At 71.2% G+C, this 22,492-nt stretch carries 16 protein-coding genes and 2 pseudogenes; 13 read left to right on the top strand and 5 right to left on the bottom strand.

Annotation, left to right across the window (positions count from 1 at the left end):
- Positions 1-128: 128 nt before the first annotated feature.
- The 5 genes and pseudogenes from ACIBNA_RS39485 to ACIBNA_RS39465 all read left to right on the top strand — a co-directional run bounded on the left by ACIBNA_RS39485 (position 129) and on the right by ACIBNA_RS39465 (position 7,078).
- Positions 129-1,622 (top strand): RICIN domain-containing protein, encoded by a 1,494-nt coding sequence (locus ACIBNA_RS39485; RefSeq protein ID WP_399170086.1) that lies wholly within the window; start codon positions 129-131, stop codon positions 1,620-1,622.
- Between the two features lie 175 nt (positions 1,623-1,797).
- Entirely contained in the window at positions 1,798-2,076 is a 279-nt protein-coding gene (locus tag ACIBNA_RS39480; protein ID WP_399170085.1) for a twin-arginine translocation signal domain-containing protein, read from the top strand.
- Between the two features lie 140 nt (positions 2,077-2,216).
- Positions 2,217-2,849, top strand: a pseudogene (locus ACIBNA_RS39475) (carboxylesterase/lipase family protein); the annotation flags it as partial.
- Positions 2,850-2,978: 129 nt separating this feature from the next.
- On the top strand, positions 2,979-5,975 hold the full coding sequence (locus ACIBNA_RS39470) for a LodA/GoxA family CTQ-dependent oxidase (protein ID WP_399170084.1): 2,997 nt from the start codon (positions 2,979-2,981) through the stop codon (positions 5,973-5,975).
- The gene (locus ACIBNA_RS39465; protein WP_399170083.1) at positions 5,972-7,078 is read left to right on the top strand and encodes an FAD-dependent monooxygenase; all 1,107 of its coding nucleotides are present in this window, start codon (positions 5,972-5,974) and stop codon (positions 7,076-7,078) included. The genes ACIBNA_RS39470 and ACIBNA_RS39465 overlap by 4 nt, the downstream gene beginning before the upstream one ends.
- Before the next feature lie 230 nt (positions 7,079-7,308).
- On the opposite strand, the gene ACIBNA_RS39460 is transcribed toward ACIBNA_RS39465, so the two are convergent.
- Both ACIBNA_RS39460 and ACIBNA_RS39455 read right to left on the bottom strand, forming a co-directional pair.
- Positions 7,309-8,154 carry an alkaline phosphatase PhoX gene (locus ACIBNA_RS39460; protein WP_399170082.1) on the bottom strand — a complete coding sequence of 282 codons (846 nt, stop codon included), beginning with the start codon at positions 8,152-8,154 and terminating at the stop codon, positions 7,309-7,311.
- A gap of 106 nt (positions 8,155-8,260) precedes the next feature.
- Positions 8,261-9,127, bottom strand: a complete 867-nt coding sequence (locus ACIBNA_RS39455) for a GNAT family N-acetyltransferase (protein ID WP_399170081.1) — start codon at positions 9,125-9,127, stop codon at positions 8,261-8,263.
- A 347-nt stretch (positions 9,128-9,474) separates the two neighbouring features.
- On the opposite strand from ACIBNA_RS39455, the gene ACIBNA_RS39450 reads away from it, so the two are divergent.
- Positions 9,475-10,314: an endonuclease/exonuclease/phosphatase family protein gene (locus tag ACIBNA_RS39450; protein WP_399170080.1), complete on the top strand. Its 840-nt coding sequence runs from the start codon at positions 9,475-9,477 to the stop codon at positions 10,312-10,314.
- 561 nt (positions 10,315-10,875) lie between these two features.
- Here the strand turns inward: ACIBNA_RS39450 and ACIBNA_RS39445 are convergent.
- Both ACIBNA_RS39445 and ACIBNA_RS39440 read right to left on the bottom strand, forming a co-directional pair.
- Positions 10,876-11,159 (bottom strand): annotated as a pseudogene (locus ACIBNA_RS39445) (FAD-dependent monooxygenase); the annotation flags it as partial.
- A gap of 33 nt (positions 11,160-11,192) precedes the next feature.
- On the bottom strand, positions 11,193-11,864 hold the full coding sequence (locus ACIBNA_RS39440; protein WP_399170079.1) for a pyridoxamine 5'-phosphate oxidase family protein: 672 nt from the start codon (positions 11,862-11,864) through the stop codon (positions 11,193-11,195).
- Between the two features lie 830 nt (positions 11,865-12,694).
- Here ACIBNA_RS39440 and ACIBNA_RS39435 point away from each other — a divergent pair.
- The 7 genes from ACIBNA_RS39435 to ACIBNA_RS39405 all read left to right on the top strand — a co-directional run bounded on the left by ACIBNA_RS39435 (position 12,695) and on the right by ACIBNA_RS39405 (position 21,512).
- Positions 12,695-13,930, top strand: a complete 1,236-nt coding sequence (locus ACIBNA_RS39435; protein WP_399170078.1) for an ATP-binding protein — start codon at positions 12,695-12,697, stop codon at positions 13,928-13,930.
- Positions 13,927-15,051, top strand: coding sequence for a tetratricopeptide repeat protein (locus ACIBNA_RS39430; protein WP_399170077.1), 1,125 nt, complete (start codon positions 13,927-13,929; stop codon positions 15,049-15,051). The genes ACIBNA_RS39435 and ACIBNA_RS39430 overlap by 4 nt, the downstream gene beginning before the upstream one ends.
- Before the next feature lie 469 nt (positions 15,052-15,520).
- Positions 15,521-16,354, top strand: a complete 834-nt coding sequence (locus tag ACIBNA_RS39425; RefSeq protein WP_399170076.1) for a UbiA family prenyltransferase — start codon at positions 15,521-15,523, stop codon at positions 16,352-16,354.
- 160 nt (positions 16,355-16,514) lie between these two features.
- Complete coding sequence (locus ACIBNA_RS39420) at positions 16,515-17,603, top strand: type III polyketide synthase (protein WP_399170075.1); 1,089 nt, start codon at positions 16,515-16,517, stop codon at positions 17,601-17,603.
- Complete coding sequence (locus ACIBNA_RS39415; RefSeq protein ID WP_399170074.1) at positions 17,600-18,118, top strand: isoprenylcysteine carboxyl methyltransferase family protein; 519 nt, start codon at positions 17,600-17,602, stop codon at positions 18,116-18,118. The genes ACIBNA_RS39420 and ACIBNA_RS39415 overlap by 4 nt, the downstream gene beginning before the upstream one ends.
- 10 nt (positions 18,119-18,128) lie before the next feature.
- Entirely contained in the window at positions 18,129-19,184 is a 1,056-nt protein-coding gene (locus ACIBNA_RS39410; RefSeq protein WP_399170073.1) for an NAD(P)/FAD-dependent oxidoreductase, read from the top strand.
- Between the two features lie 231 nt (positions 19,185-19,415).
- Entirely contained in the window at positions 19,416-21,512 is a 2,097-nt protein-coding gene (locus ACIBNA_RS39405) for a spermidine synthase (RefSeq protein WP_399170072.1), read from the top strand.
- Positions 21,513-21,586: 74 nt separating this feature from the next.
- On the opposite strand, the gene ACIBNA_RS39400 is transcribed toward ACIBNA_RS39405, so the two are convergent.
- Positions 21,587-22,492 carry an NAD-dependent protein deacetylase gene (locus ACIBNA_RS39400; protein ID WP_399170071.1) on the bottom strand — a complete coding sequence of 302 codons (906 nt, stop codon included), beginning with the start codon at positions 22,490-22,492 and terminating at the stop codon, positions 21,587-21,589.

Below are 22,492 nucleotides of genomic sequence, written 5' to 3'. Positions count from 1 at the left end.
TCAGCGTGCTGTTCGCGATGCTCCGCGACGGAACCTTCTACGAACCAAGAAGCCCCCGTCTCGCTTGACGAAAGACATAGAGGCACCCCCCCCGCACAATCCCCGGACCGCGACGGAGAGGTGACACCATGCCCGACACCACATCACACCGCACACCGCCACCGCGCGCCCGATGGCGGACCACCATGGCCGCGTTCCTGATCCTGCTGGGCAGCCTCGCCGCCCTGCTCGTGCCCGCCACGCAGGCACAAGCGGCCACGGTGACCTTCACGACGGGCGCCGCACGAACCGGCCAGAACGGCAACACCCTGCAGTTGCACGGGCTCGGCATCGTCAAGGTCGGCGACACCTGGTACGGCTTCGGCGAGGACAAGACCGGCAAGACGTCGGCGGACACGTCGTTCGAGGACATCACCTGCTACACCTCGACCGACCTGGCGAACTGGAGCTACCAGGGCCAGGCCCTGAGCAGGCAGAGCAGCGGGGATCTGGGACCGAGCCGGATCGTGGAGCGGCCGAAGGTCATCTACAACAAGTCGACCAGCACGTACGTGATGTACATGCACATCGACAGCACCAACTACGCCGAGGCCAGGATCGGTGTGGCCACGAGCAGCACGCCGTGCGGCCCGTACACCTACCGGGGCAGCTTCCGGCCGATGGGCAACCTCAGCCGGGACATCGGCCTGTTCCAGGACACCGACGGCACCGGCTACCTGCTGAGCGAGGACCGCAACAACGGCCTGCGCATCTACAAGCTCTCCGCCGACTACCTCTCCGTGGACAGCGCGGTGGCGGTGCTGGGCAGCGGCAGCGTCGAGTCGCCCGCCATGGTGAAGATCGGCGGGATGTACTACGTCTTCGGCTCCCACCTGACCGGCTGGAGCCTGAACGACAACGTCTACGCCACCGCCACCTCGCTGAGCGGCCCCTGGTCGGCGTTCCGGAACTTCGCCGCTCCCGGCACCCGCACCTACGGCAGCCAGACGGCGAACGTCATCACGGTCCAGGGCACTTCCGGCACCACGTACATCTACGCGGGCGACCGCTGGGACACCTCCAACCTGGGCGCCTCGAAGCTGATCTGGCTGCCGCTGACCATCCGGGGCACGACGGTGAACCTCGGTCAGTACCCGACCTGGTCCCTCAACGTGGACGCGGGCACGTGGACGGCCGGCAGCGGGATCCCGTCGGAGGGGGGCCACACCCTGAAGAACGTCGGCAGCTCCATGCTGATGGACGTGTCGAGCGGGTCCACGGCGAACGGCGCCAAGATCATTCAGTGGCCGTCCGCCGGCGGTACCAACCAGCAGTGGACCCTCACCCGGGTGGCGGACAACATCTTCACGCTCAAGAGCGTGAAGAGCGGCCTGTGCCTGGACGTCCCGAGCAAGTCGACCACCGCCGGCGTCCAGTTGCAGCAGTGGACATGCAACGGTGGGACGAACCAGCAGTGGGCCCTGGACCTGACCGGCAGCTACACCGGCAGCAACTACATGATGGTGGGCATCGGCAGCGGCCTGCACATCGGTGTCGCGGGCTCGACCACCCAGGGAGCGGCGGTGGACCAGGAGCTCGGCGGCAGCGCGAGCGTCAACAGCGAGACCTGGACTCTCTCCTGACCGCGTGCCCCGGCGACCCCGCCATCGAGCGGGCCGCCGGGGCACGTCCCCATACGGGGGATCACCTCACGGGCCGGTGCGGACCGGGCCGCTGTCCGCTCGTCTGCCAATGACTCCCCACACATCCCAACTCCCGCACTCCGCACAGCCCTGCGCAGACGAAGGAGTTTGCGCAATGGACCACTCCATGGATCGCAGGCGCTTCCTGACCGCCGCCGCACTGACCGCCGGAGCGGCCGCCCTCCCCGGCGGTTTCCTCTCGGGGAAGGCCGCGGCCGCCGTCCCGCCGCAGATCACCGTCCCCGACCGCGGTATCTACGACACCTCCCCCGCCTCCTCCTGGACCGACGGCTTCCTCACCGGCAACGGCGAGTACGGAGCCATCCGCCACGGGGCGGCCAGTACGTCAAAACCGCCGCCGGACGCCGAGCCGAGGCAAACGCCGGGACCCTGAGGCATGTCCTGTGGGAAGACGATCCCGGGGGGGCCACGGCAAACGGACTGGCATTGGGCCCGCTTCGTTGGCGTGCCGTTTTCATCGACCCTCTTAGAGGTCCTGACAAAGGCCTTGGACGTGGCGGTGGGTGATCAGGCAAGGCCGAGGTGGGCAAGCTCAGCAGCCCGGTGGTCGGCGTCCCCGCCTTCGGCATCGTCATCGACGGTGGCACCGTCCCGCGCGACCTCCGGAGGCCCTCACCGAGGGCGGCGCCGCCCCGGGCGTCGAGCTGATGACGGGCTGGACCCGCGACGAGTACCGGCTGTGGCTGGTCCCGGGCGGCCTCCTGTACCGCGTCGACCGCCTCGGAGCCGTCGCCCTGGCCGGTGCCATGGCCCGCTGCGGCTGCGGCGGCGATGTCCCGCGCGGCTGCCGCGCGCTGTACCCCGAGGCCAGTACGGCGGACATCGTCGGCCAGCTCGTCACCGATCACCTTCTCCGCATCCCCTTGGACCACCTGGCCGACGCCCGTACGGAGCCCTCGTACGTCTACGAGTTCGCCCGGCCCTCAAACCACCCCGGCCTCGGCTCCTGCCACGCCTTGGAGCTCGGCTTCTGGGTGGGCCGCGGCCCGGCGTTCCCAGCCCGGGTCCCTCTGGAAGGCCGACGCCGTCAGGCCTCCGGAACCCACGCCCGCATCGGTCCCTGCCGACGGTTCACCCACACGCAGCACGGAACTGCGCTCAGCCGTACGGCGACTCCGCCGCCCCGGCGCACTTCGTCGGCACTGACAAGGGCCGACGAAGTACAGGCACCCGCGACCGGAGGAACTTGTCCCCGGTCAGGCATATTTTCTCCAGTCTCGCTCCACCTATGAGCAGGGAACTCCGAATCAGCTCGAGCAGCAGGGGAGCGCGCCCATGACCGGTACAGCCGACCCGCACCAGAACTCCTCGCAGGCCCCGACCGACTGCGCGGCCGAGCCGATCGCCGGCATTCTGGCCGAGTTCGTGGACAAGCGCATGGGGCAGCGGATCTCCCAGGGCCAGGACCCGGTCCTGCGACCGGTCTTCGTCAAGTACCACGGCACCGCCCGGGGCGTGCTCACGGTCGCTCCCGATCTGCCGCCGGACCTCTGTGTCGGGTTCCTCAGGGCCGCCCGGGACCAACAGGACGGTCTGACCGCCTGGGTTCGTTTCTCCAGCGACGTCCTGCCGGACCGTCCGGACTTCCGTCGGACCCTGGGCATGGGCATCAAGCTGTTCGGCGTTCCCGGCCCGAAGCTGCTGGAGGACGACGGCCGGGCGGACACCCAGGATCTCGTGCTGCAGAACCATGACGTGTTCTTCGTCGACACCGCCCGGGACATGTGCGAGTTCCAGCAGGACCCGGTCGCGTACCAGAACGCGCACCCGGTGACCCGCAGCATCCTGCAGGCCATGCGCAAGCCCGAGGAGAGCACGCTGACGGCCAGGTACTGGGGCGTGCTGCCGTACGCGTTCGGGCCCGACCGCCATGTGAAGTACGTGCTCGTGCCGGTCTCCTGCCCGCCCGGTGACCCCCAGGCGGCGCCTCCCGAGGAGAACCCCTCCTTCTTCCGGGAAGATCTGCGGCACCGGCTGGCCGCGGGTGAGGCGACCTTCGACCTGATGGTGCAGTTCCGCACGGACCCGGACCGTATGCCCCTGGACCGTGCCACCGTGCGCTGGGAGGAGTCGCTGAGCGCCCCCGTCCGCGTAGCCAGACTGACCCTGCGTCAGCAGGACGTCCGGGCACGCGGTCAGGACGCCTACGGCGAGAACCTGGCCTATAACCCCTGGCACTGCCTGGCCGAGCACAAGCCGGTCGGCAGCATGGCCGAGGCTCGCAAGGTCGTGTACCGGGCGTCGGCCGCCCGGCGCCGCGACGCGAACGGCGTTCCGGCGGCGGAACCCGGCCCCGCACGCCCGCCGTCCGGCGAACCGCACGGGCGTGACACCCGGATCGTGCGGGCCGCGATCCATCCCGCCATCGGCGTGGCACGGGTCGGAGACAGCGCGGACGAGTTCTTCCTCGCGCCCGAGGTGGACGACCCTCCGCCGCTGCCCGCCGGCTCGTACAAGGACGCCACCGGCGCCCTGAAACGGCAGGCGGCGCGCTTCCGCGTCTACGGCTACAACGCCGCCGGTGAGCCGGTCGCCGAGCTGACCGCGGACAACGCGGACATCCGGTGGACCGTGCATGTCGCCAACAAAAAGGCCGCCTGGTACCAGTTCCAGCTGGCCCTGGACATCCCCGAAGCGGCCGCCGCCCCCGCCAGCACGCCCCGCAATCCCAAGGTGCCCCGAAAGGAGCGCGGCCGGCTGGTCATCGACCCCGGTCCCCGCTCGATCCGCGGCCGGGACCGCGCCGACCGGCCCGAGTACCGGTTCGACACGGGCTGCTTCCTCGGGAAGCCCGTCCACCTGGGCGAGGTGCGCACCGACGGCGCCGGCCGGCTGCTGTTCCTCGGTGGGCACGGCGTCTCGGCCTCGGTGGACCACGCTCAGGCCACGCACTTCGCCAACAACGACGGCTGGTACGACGACATCTCCGACGGCCCGGTGACGGCACGCGTGCGCATCGACGGCCGTAGCGTCCCCGTCGAACCGGCCTGGGTGGTGGTGGCGCCACCGAACTTCGCGCCGGAGCTGAAGTCCGTCCGCACGATGTACGACCTGATGCGCGACGTCTTCGTGTCCGCCGGAACACTGCCGCTGCCGGAGAACGTCTCGTTCACCCGTGACGTCCTGCCGATCCTGCGGCGCCTGTGCGACCTCCAGTGGGTCAACCGCGGCATCGCAGCGCTGTTCGGACACGGCGGGCGGGAGCACTTCCTGGCGCCCGGGCGGCTCGCCAGACTGGCCGACCCCGGGCCGCGCCACGCGGAGCTGCGCCAGCAGATCTGGGCCACGATGCGGGACCTCGACCGCGACGGTCTCTCCCCCGTACCGTGGCCGCCCCTCTACGGTGACTCGATGAGCGTGCGGCCGGTCTCCGCACGGCAGCATCTCACCCTGTCCTCGCTGCAGTACCGGTCACTGGCCCGGTGGGCCGCAGGGGACTTCGACGCCGACCACGACCCGTCGGCGGTGCCGCCGCGAAACCTCGACGAGGTGCCGCCGGCGGAGCGGCCGGGCATGCTCGACCGCGCGGCCCTGTCGTTCTGTCTGGCCGACGCGTTCCACCCGGGGTGCGAACTGTCCTGGCCGATGCGCCACAGCAGCCTGTACACGGCACCGTTCCGGGTGCGGCACCGCGCCCCCGGAACACCCGAGTCCGACCATGGCGAGGTGCTCACTCCGCAGGCGGCACTCGGCGTCGACGGCCCGCTGTACGCGCAGGGGCCGGGCGATCTGACGCGCTGGATGGCGGTGCCCTGGCAGACCGACACCGCGCGCTGCCGCTCCGGCTACTACCTCGGGTACGGCCCGCGCTACGACCCCTACCTGCCCACCTTCTGGCCCGCGCGCGTGCCCAACCACGTCCTGACGGAACAGGACTACGACCAGGCGGTCGACCCCGGCAGGCCCGCCGAGGAACGCCGGACCGCCTTCGAGCGCCGGGCCGTCTGGGACAGGTGGTTGCCCCAGGACCGCATCGAGCAAATGAACGCCATGGTCAAGGACTTCGGAAAACTGGGCCTCGTCGAACGGCGCACCGGCGCCGCCGACGACCCGGAGCTGCCCGAGACGATGTTCGTGGAATCCACGGTGAGCTTCCACCCCGAGCAGCCTCCGCCCGCGCTGCGGAACCTGCGGTGCCTGCACGTGCCGGAGGCGGCGGACCCGGCACTGAACGGCGGCGCCGTGGCCGCGGCCCTGGAGCGGACGGACGTACCCCACGAGGTCATGGCGGGCTACTTCGAGAAGGTGGCACGCTTCCCGGAGGAGCGGTGACCTTCGAGGTGATCGTGGCCGGAGGCGGTCCGGCAGGCGCCGTCGCGGCACTGGTACTGGCACGGGCCGGCCGCCGTGTCCTGCTCGTCGACAAGGGCACGGGCGGCCCAGCGTCGTCCCCGTTCCGGATCGGCGAGACCCTGCTGCCCGCAGCCCGGCCGCTGCTGCACGATCTGGGCCTGTGGCCCGAGTTCGCCGCAGGCCCGCACCTGCGGTGCGTGGGGAACTACGCCTGCTGGGGATCGAAGCAACTGCACGGCCGCAGCCACCTCCATGACCCGCACGGACACGGCTGGCACCTCGACAGGACCCGGTTCGACGCGTTCCTGCGGAGCGCCGCCGGGACAGCCGGTGCCGAGCTGCGCCGGGCCGAGGCCGTGCCGCACCTCACGCACCCGGGGGACCGGCGCGTCCTGATCCGCGCAGACGGCCGCCTCGAAGAGGTGCGCTGCGACTGGGTCGTGGACGCCACCGGCCGCCCCGCCGTGATCGGCCGCCGACGCGGCCGGCGCCGCAAGCAGGACCGGCTCATGGCCGTGTTCGCCCTGTTCGGACGTCGGCTCCCCGGTCATCGCACCGAGGACGCGGAGCTGCGCACCCTCGTCGAGGCGGTCCCCGGCGGCTGGTGGTACACGGCCAGGGTCCCGGCCGGGCGACTGGTCGCATACCTCACCGACGCGGACCTGACCGACTCCGCCCTGCGCACCGCCGAGGGGTTCCTCGACGCGATCGGGACCACCCGCCATGTCCGTATCCGCCTCGACGGCTACGACCCGGCCCATGCCCCCGCGCCCCGCTGGACCGCGGCCCACGGGCTGCGTCTGTCCCCTGCGGCGGGTCCCGGATGGATCGCCGCCGGGGACGCCGCCCTCGCCTTCGACCCGCTCTCCTCCCAGGGCATCCTCACGGCCCTGCACACGGGAGCCCGCGCCGGGCGGACCGTCGACCTGTGCCTGTCCGGCGAGACGGCCGCCCTCGCGGACTACTCCCTGTTCCTGCAGCGGATCACGGACGCCTACGAGCGGCATCACGCCGAGACCTACGGCCAGGAACAGCGCTGGCCGGAGCACCCGTTCTGGGAACGCCGACAACAAGCGCCCTGACGGCGCCACTCCCGCTGGGACTCCGCCACCGGGTCCCCACCAGAACAGTGGGGAGCCGGACTCGTAGGCGGGCGAGGGTGAGGGCCCGCCCGCCGGCACCCGGATGCGGGCCGTCACGGCTTCGAACTGGGTGCAGTCGTTTGCACGTGAGTCAGCAGCCGGTCCCATGCCCTGGAGGTCAGTGATGGTGAGGGCTGCCGGATCGCGGTGCACTTCTGTCCGGCCTTGAGTCATCTCGGTGACCAGGGCCCGCATGAACAGTCGAAGGTGACTTCGACGGTCTTTTCGGCCGGGTTGGGGCGTTGGGGTAGCACGTCGGGGCCGCTGCCGCCTCCGCCTGGTGACGCGGGGCTGGGCGTGTGGAGTCTCGACGCGTCCCTCGTTCCCGGCTGAAGGCTACAAGCCCTGGGGCCAGGGGCCGGTGATCGCGACGTGATGCCCGGAGCCCACTCCGAGCCCCGGTGGGCAGCCGCCGGGACGTTCTTGCCCGCGGTCCCGCCGCGCAGATCCGCGTTGTTGGCGGCGAAGCGGAAGATCTCGCCGTCCGTGGTCAGCCCGTGGACGTATTCGGTGCCGCCGCCGTCCTCGCAGAGCACCAGGCCGCCGCGCGGGCTGACGCACATGTTGTCCGGCGCGTTGAGGACCTCGGAGCCGGGCGAGGCGAACAGCACCCGGAACTCGTCGGTGGCCGGGTCGAGTTCGAAGACCTGGCCCTGCCGGGCCGGGCCACCGTCGGTTGTGATGACGTAGATGCGGTCGTTGCCGTACCAGGCGCCGTCGAGGCGGCTGAACACCGCGGCGCCGCCCGCCTGCGCCTGGAGCCGCACCGTGTCCGTCTCCGGGTCGACGTCGTCCACGGGCACCCAGGAGACGCTGCCGTACGCCTTCTCGCCATCGAGGCGGGTGTCGTACGTAGTGCTGCCGATCCGCAGGGCCTCCAGCCGGCCGCCCTTGGACAGATCACCGGGCACCGTCGGAACGAAGCGGTACAGCGATGCGTCGCCGCGGTCCTCGGTCTCGTAGACGTAGCCGGTCACCGGGTCGATGGCGATGGCCTCGTGGTTGAACCGGCCCATGGCTCCACCTGGCGCATACGCCACCAGGCAACCGCCCGAGGCAGCCACTACCAACGGCGGTCCGCCGACGAACCTGCCGGATAGACCGCGAAACCAGACTGGAGTACTAGGCGTCCCGGTACTGGTCCCGGACCTCGGGGCGTTGCTGGAAGCCGGCTGACTTGTAGGTGGCGACGGCACCGACGTTGGAGCCGGGGGTGCAGACGATCGCGCTCGACGAGCCCAGCTCCTGGAGTGCGGCCGCCGCGGCAACGCTGATCGCCTTGCCGTAGCCGTGACCGCGATGTTCCCGGTGCACGCCCATCGGTTCGAGCAACCCGGGCCTCCCCGGACCGGCCGACCACACCGTCACCGCCGCCACCGCGTCGCCCTGGTCGTCGTACGCGACCAGACACCGGGCGTCGGCGTAGGGCAATCCGGCCGCCATCGCGTGCCAGCGCTCGTCCGTGAACCTCGACCCGTCCCACGCTGCCCGATGCACGGCGGCAAACACATGCGCCTGCTCCGGCCCGACCACCTCGACCCGCACGCCTGGGTCCTTCACCGGCTCCGTGAGATCACGGCGCAGCGGCGTCCACGGCTCGTCGGTGTTCCAGCCGTCCTCGAACAGCAGATCTTGGACCAGCGCACCCATCGGCGCCTCGACGTTCGCCTTCCCCCCGGGCAGCACGCCGCGCTCCGGCTCGGTCATGTCCTCAACCAACTGCTGTGCCAGTTCCTCGTCCCGCTGAGCGTCTGGCGCCATCGTCAGCCGCAACAGCCCGGGACCGTCCAGCAGCCCGACGGCGAGAATCTGTCCGTCCCGGCTCCACGTCCTTACGGCCGCGGCGGTCGCTTCCGCACCTGACCGCCAGAACCAGCCCAGGTCCCCCGGATGCAGTTGCATCGGCGCCCCCTCGTACTGCCACTCCCGCAGCACGCCCACAGCCTGGCCCAGCCCGTCGACTCCCGGCTTGCCCAACACAATCGCCATACCCCGATCACACACCACGGCACCGACAGCCCGCACCCGGTTTCCGACCGGCCTGCCGTGGTGCGGGTGTGGGGACTCGAGAAGGCACCGACGATCGAAGAGAAACGGCCTGGTTGGCATGGGCCGGCTCCACCCAACTCACCGTCCCCGCGCGGGCGCAGGCCCCGCAGCGGACCTGTCGGCATCGGGTCCTGGCCGCGGCCCCCGGCGGGAAGCGCGCACTACGGGGGCAGCAGCAGGGCCCCCGGCCGTCTTGTGGGGCCGGAAGCATGTGTTGCTGAACGCCCCGTCCCTTAATCTCGTGCTGGGAGACGTCAGATGCCAGGGGTGGGCGCGTTGGGGAGGCGATGGTGTTCGGCAGGAGCACGCGGTTGCTTGCGGGTGCCATGGCCGTGGCATGTGTGGTGCTCGTCGGTCCCAGCGCACCGGGCAGTGGCCTCTTCGGCAAGTCGCTGCCTGTCGCTGACGTCAGGGACATGGTCCCGAACCGGGTCATGACGTGGAACATCTGTAATCCCTGCGAGGTGAGCAACGTCGACCGGGCGGCGGAGATCGCCGCGTATGCGCCCCAGGTCATCGGTCTGCAGGAAGCGTGCGTGCGTGACGTCGAGAGGATCCGGAATTATCTGAGGGGCCTTTACGGGCTGGATTACCACGTCGAGTACGGGACGGTTCTTCAGGATTGGGGTCGCTGCGGGGGAGTGCCGTGGAATCCTGGGGGCTTCGGCCAGGCGATTCTCTCGGCGGCACCGATGACAGACCGCGTCCACGTGGAATACCCCGAGGGCGGATCCGAGGACCGTGGGTACACGGCAGTCACGACCATGGTGGGCGGCCAGCCGGTCCGGGTCTTCAACACACACCTCGCTCAACGACGCCAGGAAGCAGTCCGGGCAGACCAGATGGAGGTGCTGGCCGCAGACGTCGCCCGGCACGACCGCGCAATCGTTCTCGGCGACTTCAACGCGGTGCCGGATGCTCCCGAACTCGCCCGGATATGGGCACTGGCCGCGGACACAGACCCTCAGTGTCATCCCTCGCCCACCGGCACCTGCACGCCGACCACCGACTGGCACAGCAAGTTCGACTACATCTTCCTGCGGGGCATCGCCTCACTCGAGCACCGCGTGCAACCCACCCCGTACTCTGACCACCACCTGCTGCACACCGACCTGCACCCGGCTTGAAGCGTCTCCGGGACCGCTGGCAGCTCGGAGCCCATGAGTACGGGCCAGTGCGTAATCACCAAGAAGTGCCCTGACTCATGGCGAGCATGCGGTGGCCACGAGTTCACAGCGCAATGCCGCCCGCCGGCGGCCGATGTCCGGCCAGGGGCCGGGGCATGGCCCGGGGCGCGGGCTGATGCAGGCGGGCGGGGCCGCAGGCGACGGCCTTCACCTTCGTACGCGAACTGCTGTCCGGCGTGGATAGCGAGAACTGCCGGCAGCCGGCCGGGCAGACCTGCCACGCCCCCGCCGACGGACGCCCCCAACTGGTCAATCTCGGCATGCCCGTCTTCGCCGGCGACGCACCGCCGCCTCAACCGGATGCAGGACAACCTGGCCCCCAGGCTGACCGGCCCGCGAGGAGGAGGACCGGATTTTGGCGGTAGCGGGCTGAGGGTTGCGTTCGGTGCAGGTGTCCGTGCGTTCGTCCAACCGCGGTTTCGCCGGAAGGGACTGCGGCGGTGCCGTACTGTCCCGTGAGGCGTGGCGAGCTGTTAGTCCTCGTGCTCTCGCGCTTGGCAGTCAGGATGGCTGGACTTGGTCGAAGAGGGCCAGGGCTTCGGCGGGTTCCGGGCCAACAAGGCGTTCCAGACCGGCCGTCGTGCTCTTCGCCCACCTGCCGGCCCGTGCCCACATCTGTTCCTCGAAGGCGCGGACGGCCTCGTCCAGATCTCCAGGGCCGGTGGCGATGGACTCGGCGAGTCCGGCGCCTTCGAGCATCGCGAGGTTCGCGCCCGCCCCCAATGGGGCATCAGATGGGCGGCGTCGCCCAGTAGCGTCACCCCGAAGACGTGGGGCGTGCCGTGCAGTTGGGTGCGGTGGAATTTTCCGGCTGGCCTTCAGCGGGGAGCCAGTCCGCGATCCTGGGACGCCGCTCCGAAGTAGTCGCCGCCCTTGCGCTTGGCGTCGTCGGTGCCCCAGGCCTGCTCGCCGTCGGCAGCGGAATGGTCCGTCCCGTGGGTGTTCTGCCGGAGCGGTGCTCTGACCAGTCTCGGTATGTGCTTGGAGCAGTGGATGTATGCCTCTTCGACCTCGATCTCCACCCACATGTGGGGGCGGCGTCCGGGGACCGGATCGACCGGTAGGTCGGGAATCCTCTGGCGCATCGTGTCATCGGTGACCAGCTGTGCGCGGCCGTTGACATGGAGGCCGATACGGTCCTGGGAAAAGTCGATCATCAGCATGCCGATGTGTGGGTTCTCCCGGATGTTGCCGAGCGAGGCCATGACGCCGTTCCCGCGGTACTCCGGGTAGGCCAGAGTCGCGTCGTCGAGTACCCGGAGAAAGCCGGGCGGGCCGGCCCGGAAGGTGCTGTCGCACTCGCCGTGGCTGTCCGCAGTCGCGAGGAAGAACATCTCCTGGCGGGCCACGAACTCCTTCATACGCTGGTTGAGCCGGTCCAGAACCTGCTCGTCGTAAAACCGGTCAGCGCGGCCGACGGTGCCCAGCTCACGTTGGATCTGGTGCTCGCCGCGGCTACCGGGCCGGTCTGCCCGCTCATCGTGGTGCAACGGTCCTCCTGACTTCGGCGTACGTGACTGGTTTCGTCACCTGGCAGGCCGAAAAGCGCCGCCGGCCATGCACGAGAGACTAGAGCAGACGCTCGCACGGCACTCAGCGAGACAGCATCCCCACCGTCGACCACCTCCGCACGAGCCGGGCCAGGGCTCCCACCCTGCCCAGCTCGGGACCGTCCCGCGAACACGGGGAAGGCGAACCAGGTGACGTAGTTCACGCACCTACCGGACCTGCAAATAGATCTCCGACTGAAGCGGTATCCCGCCGGGCATCGCCCGGACCGACCGCACGGCCCGCGCGAACGACGAGACCGACTGCCGCGAGACGATGCCCACGACCCTGTTCCGTGACGTCAGCCGCACTGGCGCGCGGGGCGCCGTCCGGCTCGTCTGGGGGCGGAAAGGGGGACGGTGCGCCACTGGCATACGCCCGGCGGCGATCGAGATGCTGCGCGATGGTTGGTCTCCTTACAGTCGGTCGTCGCCGCGTCCACGCTGTACAACGAAGTCGTGATGATGGAGGCGCGTGAGGTGCCGGGGCCGGCCTCCGAGCCCCGCACCGTGACTGCCTTCCTCGCCGCCGGCGCCGAGCTCATGGACTCCCTCCTCGAGTGCGCCCGCGTCGCGTCCGCCACGATCCGGGCCCGGCCGTGGTCGATGCCGGCCGGCGGCCGTCGCCGGCACCGCCACGTCGCCCATCTCGGCGACCAGACGGGCGGCGACGACCTGCCCTGGCCTGGCCCAGAGTTCGCCGCGAACTGTGTAGGTGGCCGGGTGTTGAGTGCTTTGTCGAGGTGTCGTATGGCGGGCGTAGGCTGTGGATCATGCCGGACGAATCCCCTCTCATACAGAGTCTGCGTACCGCCGTCGCTGCCGCTCCAGCCGACGTACCCCTGCGGTTGCACTTGGCCCAGCTCCTGCTGGAGGCGGGCCAGTCGGAGGCCGCCGTCGCCGAGGCGGCCGTGGCCCTTCAGCACGCGCCGGGCGATGCCCGGGCCCGTGACCTGATGGCCCGGGCGATGGGCGCCCCGGCCCCGGCGCCGGCGCAACCCCCGCATCAGCGGCCGGGGTTCGACTGGCGGGCCGCCGAGGAGCAGGTCGGGGACGTGGTGCCGCCGCGGTTCGTCGAGGCGCCGGTCCGCGCGGACGGACAGGATGATCCCGGCGATGCCGAAGCGTGGGACGTGGAGACGCCCGGCGGGGTGCGGCTGGCCGACGTCGGTGGCATGCAGGATGTCAAAGACCGCCTGGAGGCCGCGTTCCTCGCGCCGCTGCGCAACCCCGAGCTGCGCAAGCTGTACGGCAAGAGCCTGCGCGGCGGGCTGTTGCTGTACGGGCCGCCCGGCTGCGGGAAGACGTTCATCGCCCGCGCGGTCGCCGGGGAACTCGGCGCCGCGTTCCTGTCGGTGTCGGTCAACGATGTGCTCGACATGTGGATCGGCAACTCCGAGCGCAACATGCACGAGGTCTTCGAGACCGCCCGCCGCCAGGCGCCCTGCGTGGTCTTCCTGGACGAGCTGGACGCGCTCGGCGCCAAGCGCAGCCGCACCACGCACAGCGGTATGCGCAACACGGTCAACCAGCTGCTCACCGAGCTGGACGGCATCGACTCGGCCGCGAACGAGGGCGTATTCGTGCTGGCCGCCACGAACGTGCCCTGGGATGTGGACAACGCCCTGCGCCGTCCCGGCCGGCTGGACCGGACGATCCTGGTCCTGCCGCCCGATGGGCCGGCCCGGGAGGCGATCCTGCGCTACCACCTGCGGGACCGGCCCATCGAGAACGTCGACCTGGGCAAGCTGGTCAAGGCCACGGACGGTCTGTCGGGCGCGGACCTGGCCCATGTCTGCGACGCGGCGGCCGAGCGGGCGCTGCTGGACTCGGCGCGCACCGGCACGGTCCGGATGATCGGCATGAAGGACTTGCTGGCCGCCGCGAAGGAGGTCGTCCCGTCCGCCGAGCCGTGGTTCGCCTCCGCGCGGAACGTGGCGATGTTCGCCAACGACGGCGGGATGTACGACGACCTGGTGGCGTACTTGAAGAAGAGGCGCAAGCTGTGACCGCGACCGTGCACCCCGCCGTGGAGCGGGCCGACCTGCTCATCGACCTCAAGCGGTACGACGAGGCCCGCGAGCTGCTGGCGCGGCGGCTCGCGGAGGACCCGGAGGACGTCCGGGCGTGGGTCAAGCTCGCCCGCAGCCATCTGGGGGACGACCAGGACGGACCGAAGGCCCTGGAGGCGACGGAGCGGGCGCTGGCGCTGGACTCCGAGGACATCGGGGCGCTCGTCATGCACGCGCACGCCCTGCGCGCCGCAGGGCGCTTCCTGGAGACCGAGGACGTGCTGCGCGAGGTGATCCACCTCGCCCCGGAGAACTGGTACGGCTACGCGCTGCTCGCCAACTGGCTCTGGCGCATCAGGGCGATCCGCTCCGGACAGGCGGGCGGCGGCCAGGTCAGGCGCGAGGACCAGGACGCCGCACTGCGGGAGGCGGGCGAACTGGCCCAGGAAGCCATCCGGCTGGGGCCGGAGGAGGTGTTCGCCTACGAGGTGGCGTGGCTGATCGCCGACATGGCGGGCAACCGCACCGTCGCCGACCAATTGGACGAGGCCATCCTGCGGCTCGACCCGCAACACGAGCAGGCCCTGGCCCGGCGGACGAAGAAGGCGGCGACCGCTCCCGGCGTCAAGGCGGCGCAGGCCGCCACCCTGTACGCCGACGCGCTGGCCGCCGCCCCGGACTCCGCGCCGATGCGCAGCGGCCTGGACGATGCCTCCTACCGTCTGCTGCGCGGCATCCGCTGGCTGGCCCTGCTCTGCCTGGCTCTCGCCGGGGTGGGCATCGACCTGTTCGCGACGGAGGGCGAGACCCAGCGGGAGCTGCCGCTGGCGCTGGGTCAGCGGCTCTGGGACCTCGTCCCCATGGCCGTGGTCTGGGTCCTGGGCGCCTTGCTGCGGTTCCGGCGGCTGCGCGCCGGCGTCCGGGTCAATCTGCGCTCGCTGCTCCGCCGCCGCACCTGGCCCCGTATCGTCCTGGCTCAGGCGACCTGGGCCATGGTCTGCGCCCTGCTGATCACCCAGATCCCGTGGACGGAACGCACGGTCCCGCAGGTGCTGTTCTGGGCCGGTCTGCTGGCGACGGTGGCGACGATGTGGTTCGACCGGGGCAAGAACGACTGAACGGACATGCACGAGGGGAAGACGAGGGTCAAGGCCTGCCCGCCGGTTGTGCTGTCCGATACCTGATCCGGCAGTTGGGCACGTCGAAGGCCGTGGCGCGAGAGATCGTTGTCACCGCCGACCGAGAGGCACGCGGCGGGCATGCAGCAAACCGGCAGGGCCCGACCAGTGCCCCCCTTGCCCACCCGCCGCCCCCGGCGCTCCCGCCCCCTCGACGTCGCTCCGTACCGGCTCCGCCTCCAGACAAGCCCATTCCACCGGATGCCGGACCACCCCGTGTGAGCGGGCGGGCAATGTGGGACCGATGCTGCATGCGCAACGTGATGACCGGTGACGGCGGGCCGTGCTCCTGGGCGACCGGAAACCGAGCGGAGGTGTGCAGCACAGGCACCGTGCTGCACCCACGCACGCTGTCCCGCACCCTCGGTGATGCGATCCGTCGGGCACTGGACGCGGTGGGGCGGTGCCCGTGACCGCGGGCACGGCCCCGGCGCGCCCCGGCCCGCCGCGTGCGCTCGCGCTGCTCGCCGCCGCCCACGGCGGGCCCGCTCTGGCCGTCACCGCCGTCACGGGCCTGCTGGCGCTCCGCGGCGGCCTGCACCCGCTGGACGCCGCCGCCGTGACCGCGGCGGTGTTCACCGGCCAGCTCACGATCGGCTGGGGCAACGACCTGCTCGACCTCTCGCGCGACCGCGCCGTGGGCCGCACCGACAAGCCGTTGGCCGTCGGTTCCCTCCCGGCCGGCTGGGTGGCACGCGCCCTCGTCGTGGCCGCTCTCGCCTGCCTCGTGCTGTCCGCGCTCGTCGGCTGGCGCAGCGCACTGGTCAACGTCGTCCTCGCCACCGGCGCGGGCCACGCCTACAACTTCGGGCTCAAGGCGACCCCTTGGTCATGGGTGCCGTACACGTGCGGCTTCGGGATGCTGCCCTCGGTCGTCACCCTCGCTGCCTCGCCACCTCACTGGGCGCCCTGGTGGATGACCGCTGCCGGTGCCGCGCTCGGCGTGGGAGCGCACCTGCTCAACGTGCTGCCCGACCTTGCCGACGACGAAGCCACCGGGATCCGCGGCCTGCCGCACCGGATCGGCGAACGCCCCTCGCGCGTCCTGGCCGCCGCGCTGCTCACCGCCGCCTCGGTGCTCGCCGTGACCGGACCCGCCGGATCGCCTCCGGCGTGGGCATGGACGGCCCTGGCACTGGTCACCGTCCTCGCGGTGCTCACCTGGTTCGGCCGCGGGCGCGCTCCCTTCCGTGCCGCGGTGACCATCGCCCTGCTCGACGTCGTGCTGCTGACGGTCGCCTGATGGCACCGGCAGACACCGCTCCGGCCGGCGCCGGCCCGTCCCGCGCCGCGACCGCCCCGGCAGTTGCGCCCCGACCCTTGCGCTCACCGTCACGGTCGAGCCGGCGCTCGGCCTCGGCCGGGTGCTCCTCGCGCCCCACCGCACCGTCCCAGGAGCCAGCATGACCATGCGCGTCCTCAGCGTCCGCGGCACCCTGCCCGAGCACTGCCACCGGCAGGAAAAGATCACCGAGTCCTTGACCACCACGCTGGTCGGGAACAAGGTCGATCGCGGCGTCGTCGAGCGGCTCCACCGCAACGTGTGCGTCGAGACCCGGCACACCGTGCTGCCGCTGGAGGAGTACGGCCGGATCGAGGACTTCGGCCAGTCGAACGACGTCTTCATCCGGGCCGGCGTCGAACTCGGCGGCCGCGCGGTCGTCGACGCGCTCAAGAGCGTCGACCTCACACCGGCCGACGTCGACTACATCGTCTCGTGCACGGTGACCGGCCTGGCCGTGCCCTCCCTGGAGGCCCGCGTCGCGGCGGAGATCGGACTGCGTCCCGACGTGGTGCGCCTGCCCCTCGTCGGCCTCGGCTGCGTCGCCGGCACGGCCGGCATCGCCCGCCTGAACGACCTGCTGCGCGGCCGCCCCGACGCCGTGGCGGTGCTGATGTCGGTCGAGTTGTGCTCGCTCACGCTCCAGCGCGACGACACCTCGGTCGCCAACGCCGTGGCGAGCGGCCTGTTCGGCGACGGTGCCGCTGCCGTGGTCGCCGTCGGGCGAGAGCACCCCCGCGCACAGACCGACGACCCAGCCGCTCCGGAAGTGCTCGCCTCGCGCAGCCGCCTCTACCCCGACTCGCAACGCATGATGGGCTGGGACGTCGGCTCCGGCGGGTTCAGAGTCGTCCTCGACTCCGCGGTCCCCGACCTGGTGCGCCGGTACGTCGGCGACGACGTCCGTGGCTTCCTCGCCGACCACGGGCTGACCAGCCGAGACCTCGACTGGTACGTCGCGCACCCCGGCGGCCCCAAGGTCCTCGAGGCGCTGCAGGACGCCCTCGGCGTCGAGCGGGACGCGCTGAGCGTGACCTGGGACTCGCTGCGCCGGATCGGCAATCTGTCCTCCGCCTCGGTGCTGCATGTCCTGGCGGACACGCTGGCCGACCGCCCGCCCCCGCCCGGCTCCTACGGGCTCATGCTCGCCATGGGCCCGGGATTCTGCTCCGAACTCGTACTCCTTCGCGCCCCGGGTGGTGGACAGTGAGCAGCGAGACCTGGTTCACCGTCCTGGTGCTGGCCGTGGGCCTGGAGCGGGTCGCCGAGCTGGCCGTCTCCCACCGCAACGCCGCCTGGAGCCTCGCGCGGGGCGGTGTGGAGTCCGGGCGGGAGCACTATCCGTTCATGGTGGCGCTGCACACCGGCCTGCTCGTCGGCGCGCTCGGGGAGGTGTGGCTGCGCCGGCCGGCCGTCGTACCGGTCCTGGCCTGGTCGATGCTCGCCCTCGTCGCGCTCGCGCAGGGGCTGCGCTGGTGGTGCATCACCACGCTGGGCCGGCAGTGGAACACCCGGGTGATCGTCGTACCCGGCGCCGCGCGAGTGACCGGCGGACCCTACCGCTGGATCCCGCACCCGAACTACGTCGCCGTCGTCGTCGAGGGGCTCGCGCTTCCGCTCGTGTACTCGGCCTGGATCACGGCGGTCGTCTTCACCGCGCTCAACGGGCTCCTGCTCGCCACTCGCGTCCGTGCCGAGGACGCCGCCCTGACACGGCTGGCCTGAGGAGGCAGGCATGGATCTGCTCGTCGTCGGCGGGGGACCCGCGGGCCTGGCCACGGCCTTGCACGGGGCCCGCGCGGGGCTCGACGTCACCGTCTGGGAGCAGCGTGCCGGCATCGTCGACAAGGCGTGCGGCGAGGGCCTGATGCCGGGCGCCGTCGCCGCGTTGGCCGCACTGGGCGTACATCCGCCGGGACACGACCTGCGGGGCATCCGCTACGTCGCCGGGCCCCGCCGCGTAGACGCCGACTTCAGAGCGGGCCCGGGGCGCGGAGTGCGTCGTACGACGCTGCACGCGCTGCTGCGCGAGGCGGTGCTGGCAGCAGGCGTACGCGTCGACCAGCGCACCGCGCGTCACGTCGAGCAGGACCACGACGGGGTGGTGGTCGACGGCACCCACGCCGGCCACCTCGTAGCGGCGGACGGCCTGCACTCGCCGATCCGCCGCGCCCTCGGGCTGAACCGACCGCGCCGGTCCCCTCTGCGGCACGGGCTTCGGCGCCACTACGCGCTCGCCCCCTGGAGCGACCACGTCGAGGTGCACTGGGCCCGCGAAGCGGAGGCCTACGTGACGCCGGTGGCCGACGACCTCGTGGGCGTCGCGGTGCTCACCACCGCACGCCGGTCGTTCGACGACCACCTCGCCTCCTTCCCCGAGTTGCGGGAGCGGCTGGCCGGGGCCTGCCTCGCCGGACCGGTACGGGGGGCAGGCCCGCTCCGCCAGGTCGCGAGCGCGCGCACCGCCGGCCGGGTTCTGCTCGTGGGCGACGCCGCCGGTTACGTCGATGCCCTGACCGGCGAGGGCATCGCGCTGGCCCTCGCGCAGGCGCCTGCCGCGGTGCGGGCCGTCACCAGTGGTGACCTGGCGGCCTACGAGCGGGAGTGGCGGCGGCTCACCCGGCGCTACCGCTGGCTGACGCACGCGCTTCTCGGCGCGACACGCAAGCCCCCCGCCCGCGCGGCGCTGCTGCCCGTCGCACAACGGCTGCCGTGGCTGTTCTCCGCGACGGTCGCCATGCTGGCGCGCCCAGCGGGGGAGCGGGCCAAGTCCGGCCGGCCGTCCGGGTAACCGTCGGCCCTTGTCAACATGCGATCGGGCAGGGCGGCAAAGCTGTGAGGCGGGGAGGGCCTGGGGCTTGGCCCCTCTGCAGGAGGCCCTGGTACGGCAACAGGGCATCCGCCCGTTCCACGAGGCGCACGCGGCCTGGTCCCGGCTGCACCGACGCCGCCCGCGAGTGACACACACCCGCGCGGCACGGCACCTCGACTCACCGCAGCGAGGATGGCACCGTAAACCGCCATGAAGCTGCTCGAATCAGGACACTCGGCAAGATCGGTGCGCTGGAGGCTCGTGCTGGCCAGCACCACCATGCTCTTCGTCGAGCTGGCGCTGATCAGATGGGCGGGCGCCAACGTCGTCCACCTGAGCTACTTCTCGAACTTCATCCTGCTGGGATCGTTCCTCGGTATCGGCATCGGGTTCCTCATCCCCGCCGAGCGCGGACAGTGGCTCAAGCGCTGGACCCCCGTTCCGCTCGCGCTGCTGGTCATTCTGGTGCGCGAGTACCCGGTGCAGGTGCGCCAGAGCAGCAGCGAGGTCCTCTACTTCACCGCCGTGAAGACCACCGGACTTCCCGAGTGGGTGACGCTGCCGGCCATCTTCCTGCTGACCGCGGTGATCATGGCGGGGATCGGAAAGATCACAGCGGATCTCTTCCGCCTGCTTCCCTCGCTCGACGCCTACCGCTACGACCTGCTCGGCAGCATCACCGGCTCGCTGTCCTTCGCCGTGCTGTCCTGGCTGCGCGCTCCCTCGGCCGTATGGGGCGTACTCGCCGCCGCGGCCCTGCTGGTCCTCGGCGGACGGCGCAACACCTTGCGGTACGGCATTCCCCTCACGGCGATGGTCGCCGCGCTGTTCCTGGAGACGACGACGAGCGGTATCTCCTGGTCGCCCTACTACAAGATCGAACTCAAACCTTCACCGACCACCACCCGGACCTGGTACATCTCGGCCAACGGCGTCCCCCACCAGAGCACCGCCCCGCGAGCGGTGCTGATGCGCCAGGACTCGCCCTACCGCCAGGCGTACGACCAGACGCCCCGCAACCCGCACAAGCGCGTGCTGATCATCGGCGCCGGCAACGGCAACGACGTCGCGGTCGCACTCGCGTACGGAGCGGAGCGCGTGGACGCGGTCGAGATCGATCCCCGGCTGCAGGAGATCGGCTCACAACTGCACCCCGCGAGGCCGTACGACGACCCGAGGGTGCGCGTGCACATCGACGACGGGCGCGCCTTCCTGGAGCGGACGAAGGCCAAGTACGACCTGATCGTCCTGGCCCTGCCGGACTCGCTGACGCTGGTCGCCGGTGCGAGCAACCTGCGCCTGGAGAGCTACCTGTTCACCCGGCAGGCCTTCGAGGCCGCGCGCGAGCACCTGGCGCCGAACGGCGCGTTCGCCATGTACAACTACTACCGCGAGAGCTGGCTGGTCGACCGCTTCGCAGGGAGCCTCGACGACGTCTACGGTCACGCCCCCTGTATGACGACGTTCAAGAGGAACGCGGCCGTGCTGGTGGCCGGGATGACGCCCGCCGACCAGTCCTGCGCGAAGACCTGGCGGCCCAGCGGCGCGGTCCCGGCGGCCGCGAGCGACGACCACCCCTTCCCGTACCTGCTGCACCGGAGCATCCCCACGCTCTACCTGGGAGCCCTGGGCACGATCCTGCTGGTGACACTCCTGTCGGTGCGCCTGACCGGGGTCCGCATCCGCGGCACGCTCCGCTACACCGACATGTTCCTGCTGGGCGCGGCATTCATGCTGCTCGAGACGAAGAACGTGATCGGCTTCGCCCTGTACTTCGGTACGACCTGGCTGGTCAACGCCCTCGTCTTCTTCGGAGTCCTGGTCGCCGTCCTCGCGGCGGTGGAGGTCCGGCGCAGGCTGCGGAGGGTCAACCAACTGCTGCTGCAACTGCTGCTCTTCGGCTCCCTCGCGGTGGTCTGGCTCGTCCCCGCCGGCGCGGTGCTGTCCCTGCCCTTCGCCCCCCGGCTCGCCGCCGCCATCGCCCTGGCCTTCACCCCCATCTTCTGCGCCAACCTCATCTTCTCGGACCGCCTCGCCCTCACCCCGGACCCGACCTCCGCCTTCGGCGCGAACCTGCTGGGCGCGATGACCGGAGGCGCGATCGAGTACCTCGCCCTGGTGACGGGCTATCAGGCACTGCTCCTGGTCGTGGCCGCCCTGTACCTCGGGGCGTTCGTCGCCATGCGCGTCGCGGGGGCGGGATCGGGCGGTGACCAGACAAGGAGCGGACCCTCAAGGTCACGAGCCGGCCGCATGCACGATCCACACCGGCGCCGTTCTCGCAACCGGCTCCGCCCGATGCCCTGATACGTGACCCATGGGGTGGGAACGACAAAGGCAGCCCACGCACCGGCATGTGCCCCGGCGACGCCCCACCACTGTCACTCTCGCACCGCCGCCTGGCCGTCGACGGCAATGCCCAGCCGATCTGCCACGGTGGTGAGTGCCGCTCCCAGCGGGAGTGCGACCCGGGTGAAGGCGTGCCGGTCGCCCCTGGTCGGCTCCCGGTTCACGATCAGCACCGGCTTCCCGGCCTGGGCCGCCTGGCGGACGAAGCGGAGCCCGGACATCACCGTCAGTGAGGAGCCGAGGACCAGCAGCGAGGCCGACTCACGGACCAGCTCGCGGCAGTGCTCGACCCGTCGGGGCGGGACGGCTTCGCCGAAGAACACCACGTCCGGTTTGAGGATGCCGCCGCAGATCGTGCAGGGCACCACTCGGAAGTCTGCGACCTGCGCGTCGGTGAGGTCGGCGTCACCGTCCGGGTTGATTCCGGCGGCGACGGGCTCGAAGCCCGGATTGGCCTCCTCCAGCCGCTGGGCGAGTTCGCGGCGCGGGCTGAAGGCGCCGCAGGCAAGGCAGACGACCCGGGCCAGGCTTCCGTGGAGTTCCACCACGTCCTCGCTGCCGGCGGCCTGGTGCAGGCCGTCGACGTTCTGGGTGATGACCCCAAAGAGCAGGTCGTGCCGCCCGAAGGCGGCCACGGCCCGGTGCCCGGCGTTGGGGCGGGCGCGGCCGAAGGTGCGCCAGCCGAGATGGCTGCGCGCCCAGTACCGGCGCCGGGCCTGGGCGCTGGCGGTGAAGTCCTGGTACGTCATCGGTGTGTGCCGGCTGAGGCTCCCGCCCTCGCCCCGGTAGCCGGGAATGCCCGACTCCGTGGAGATGCCCGCTCCGCTGAGCACCAGCACACCGCCGGTGCTCAGTGCATCGGCGACCGGCTCCAGATCAGTGGTACCCGGCGGCAGGTCCTCGGTAGGCGTCCAGCTCAAGGTGGGGCGCATGCGCAT

Source organism: Streptomyces sp. NPDC050164 (assembly GCF_044459945.1).
GTDB classification, from domain to species: Bacteria; Actinomycetota; Actinomycetes; order Streptomycetales; family Streptomycetaceae; genus Streptomyces; species Streptomyces coeruleorubidus_A.
The sequence above is the reverse complement of the archived record's forward strand: the minus strand, read 5'-3'. Positions and strand labels throughout refer to the sequence as shown.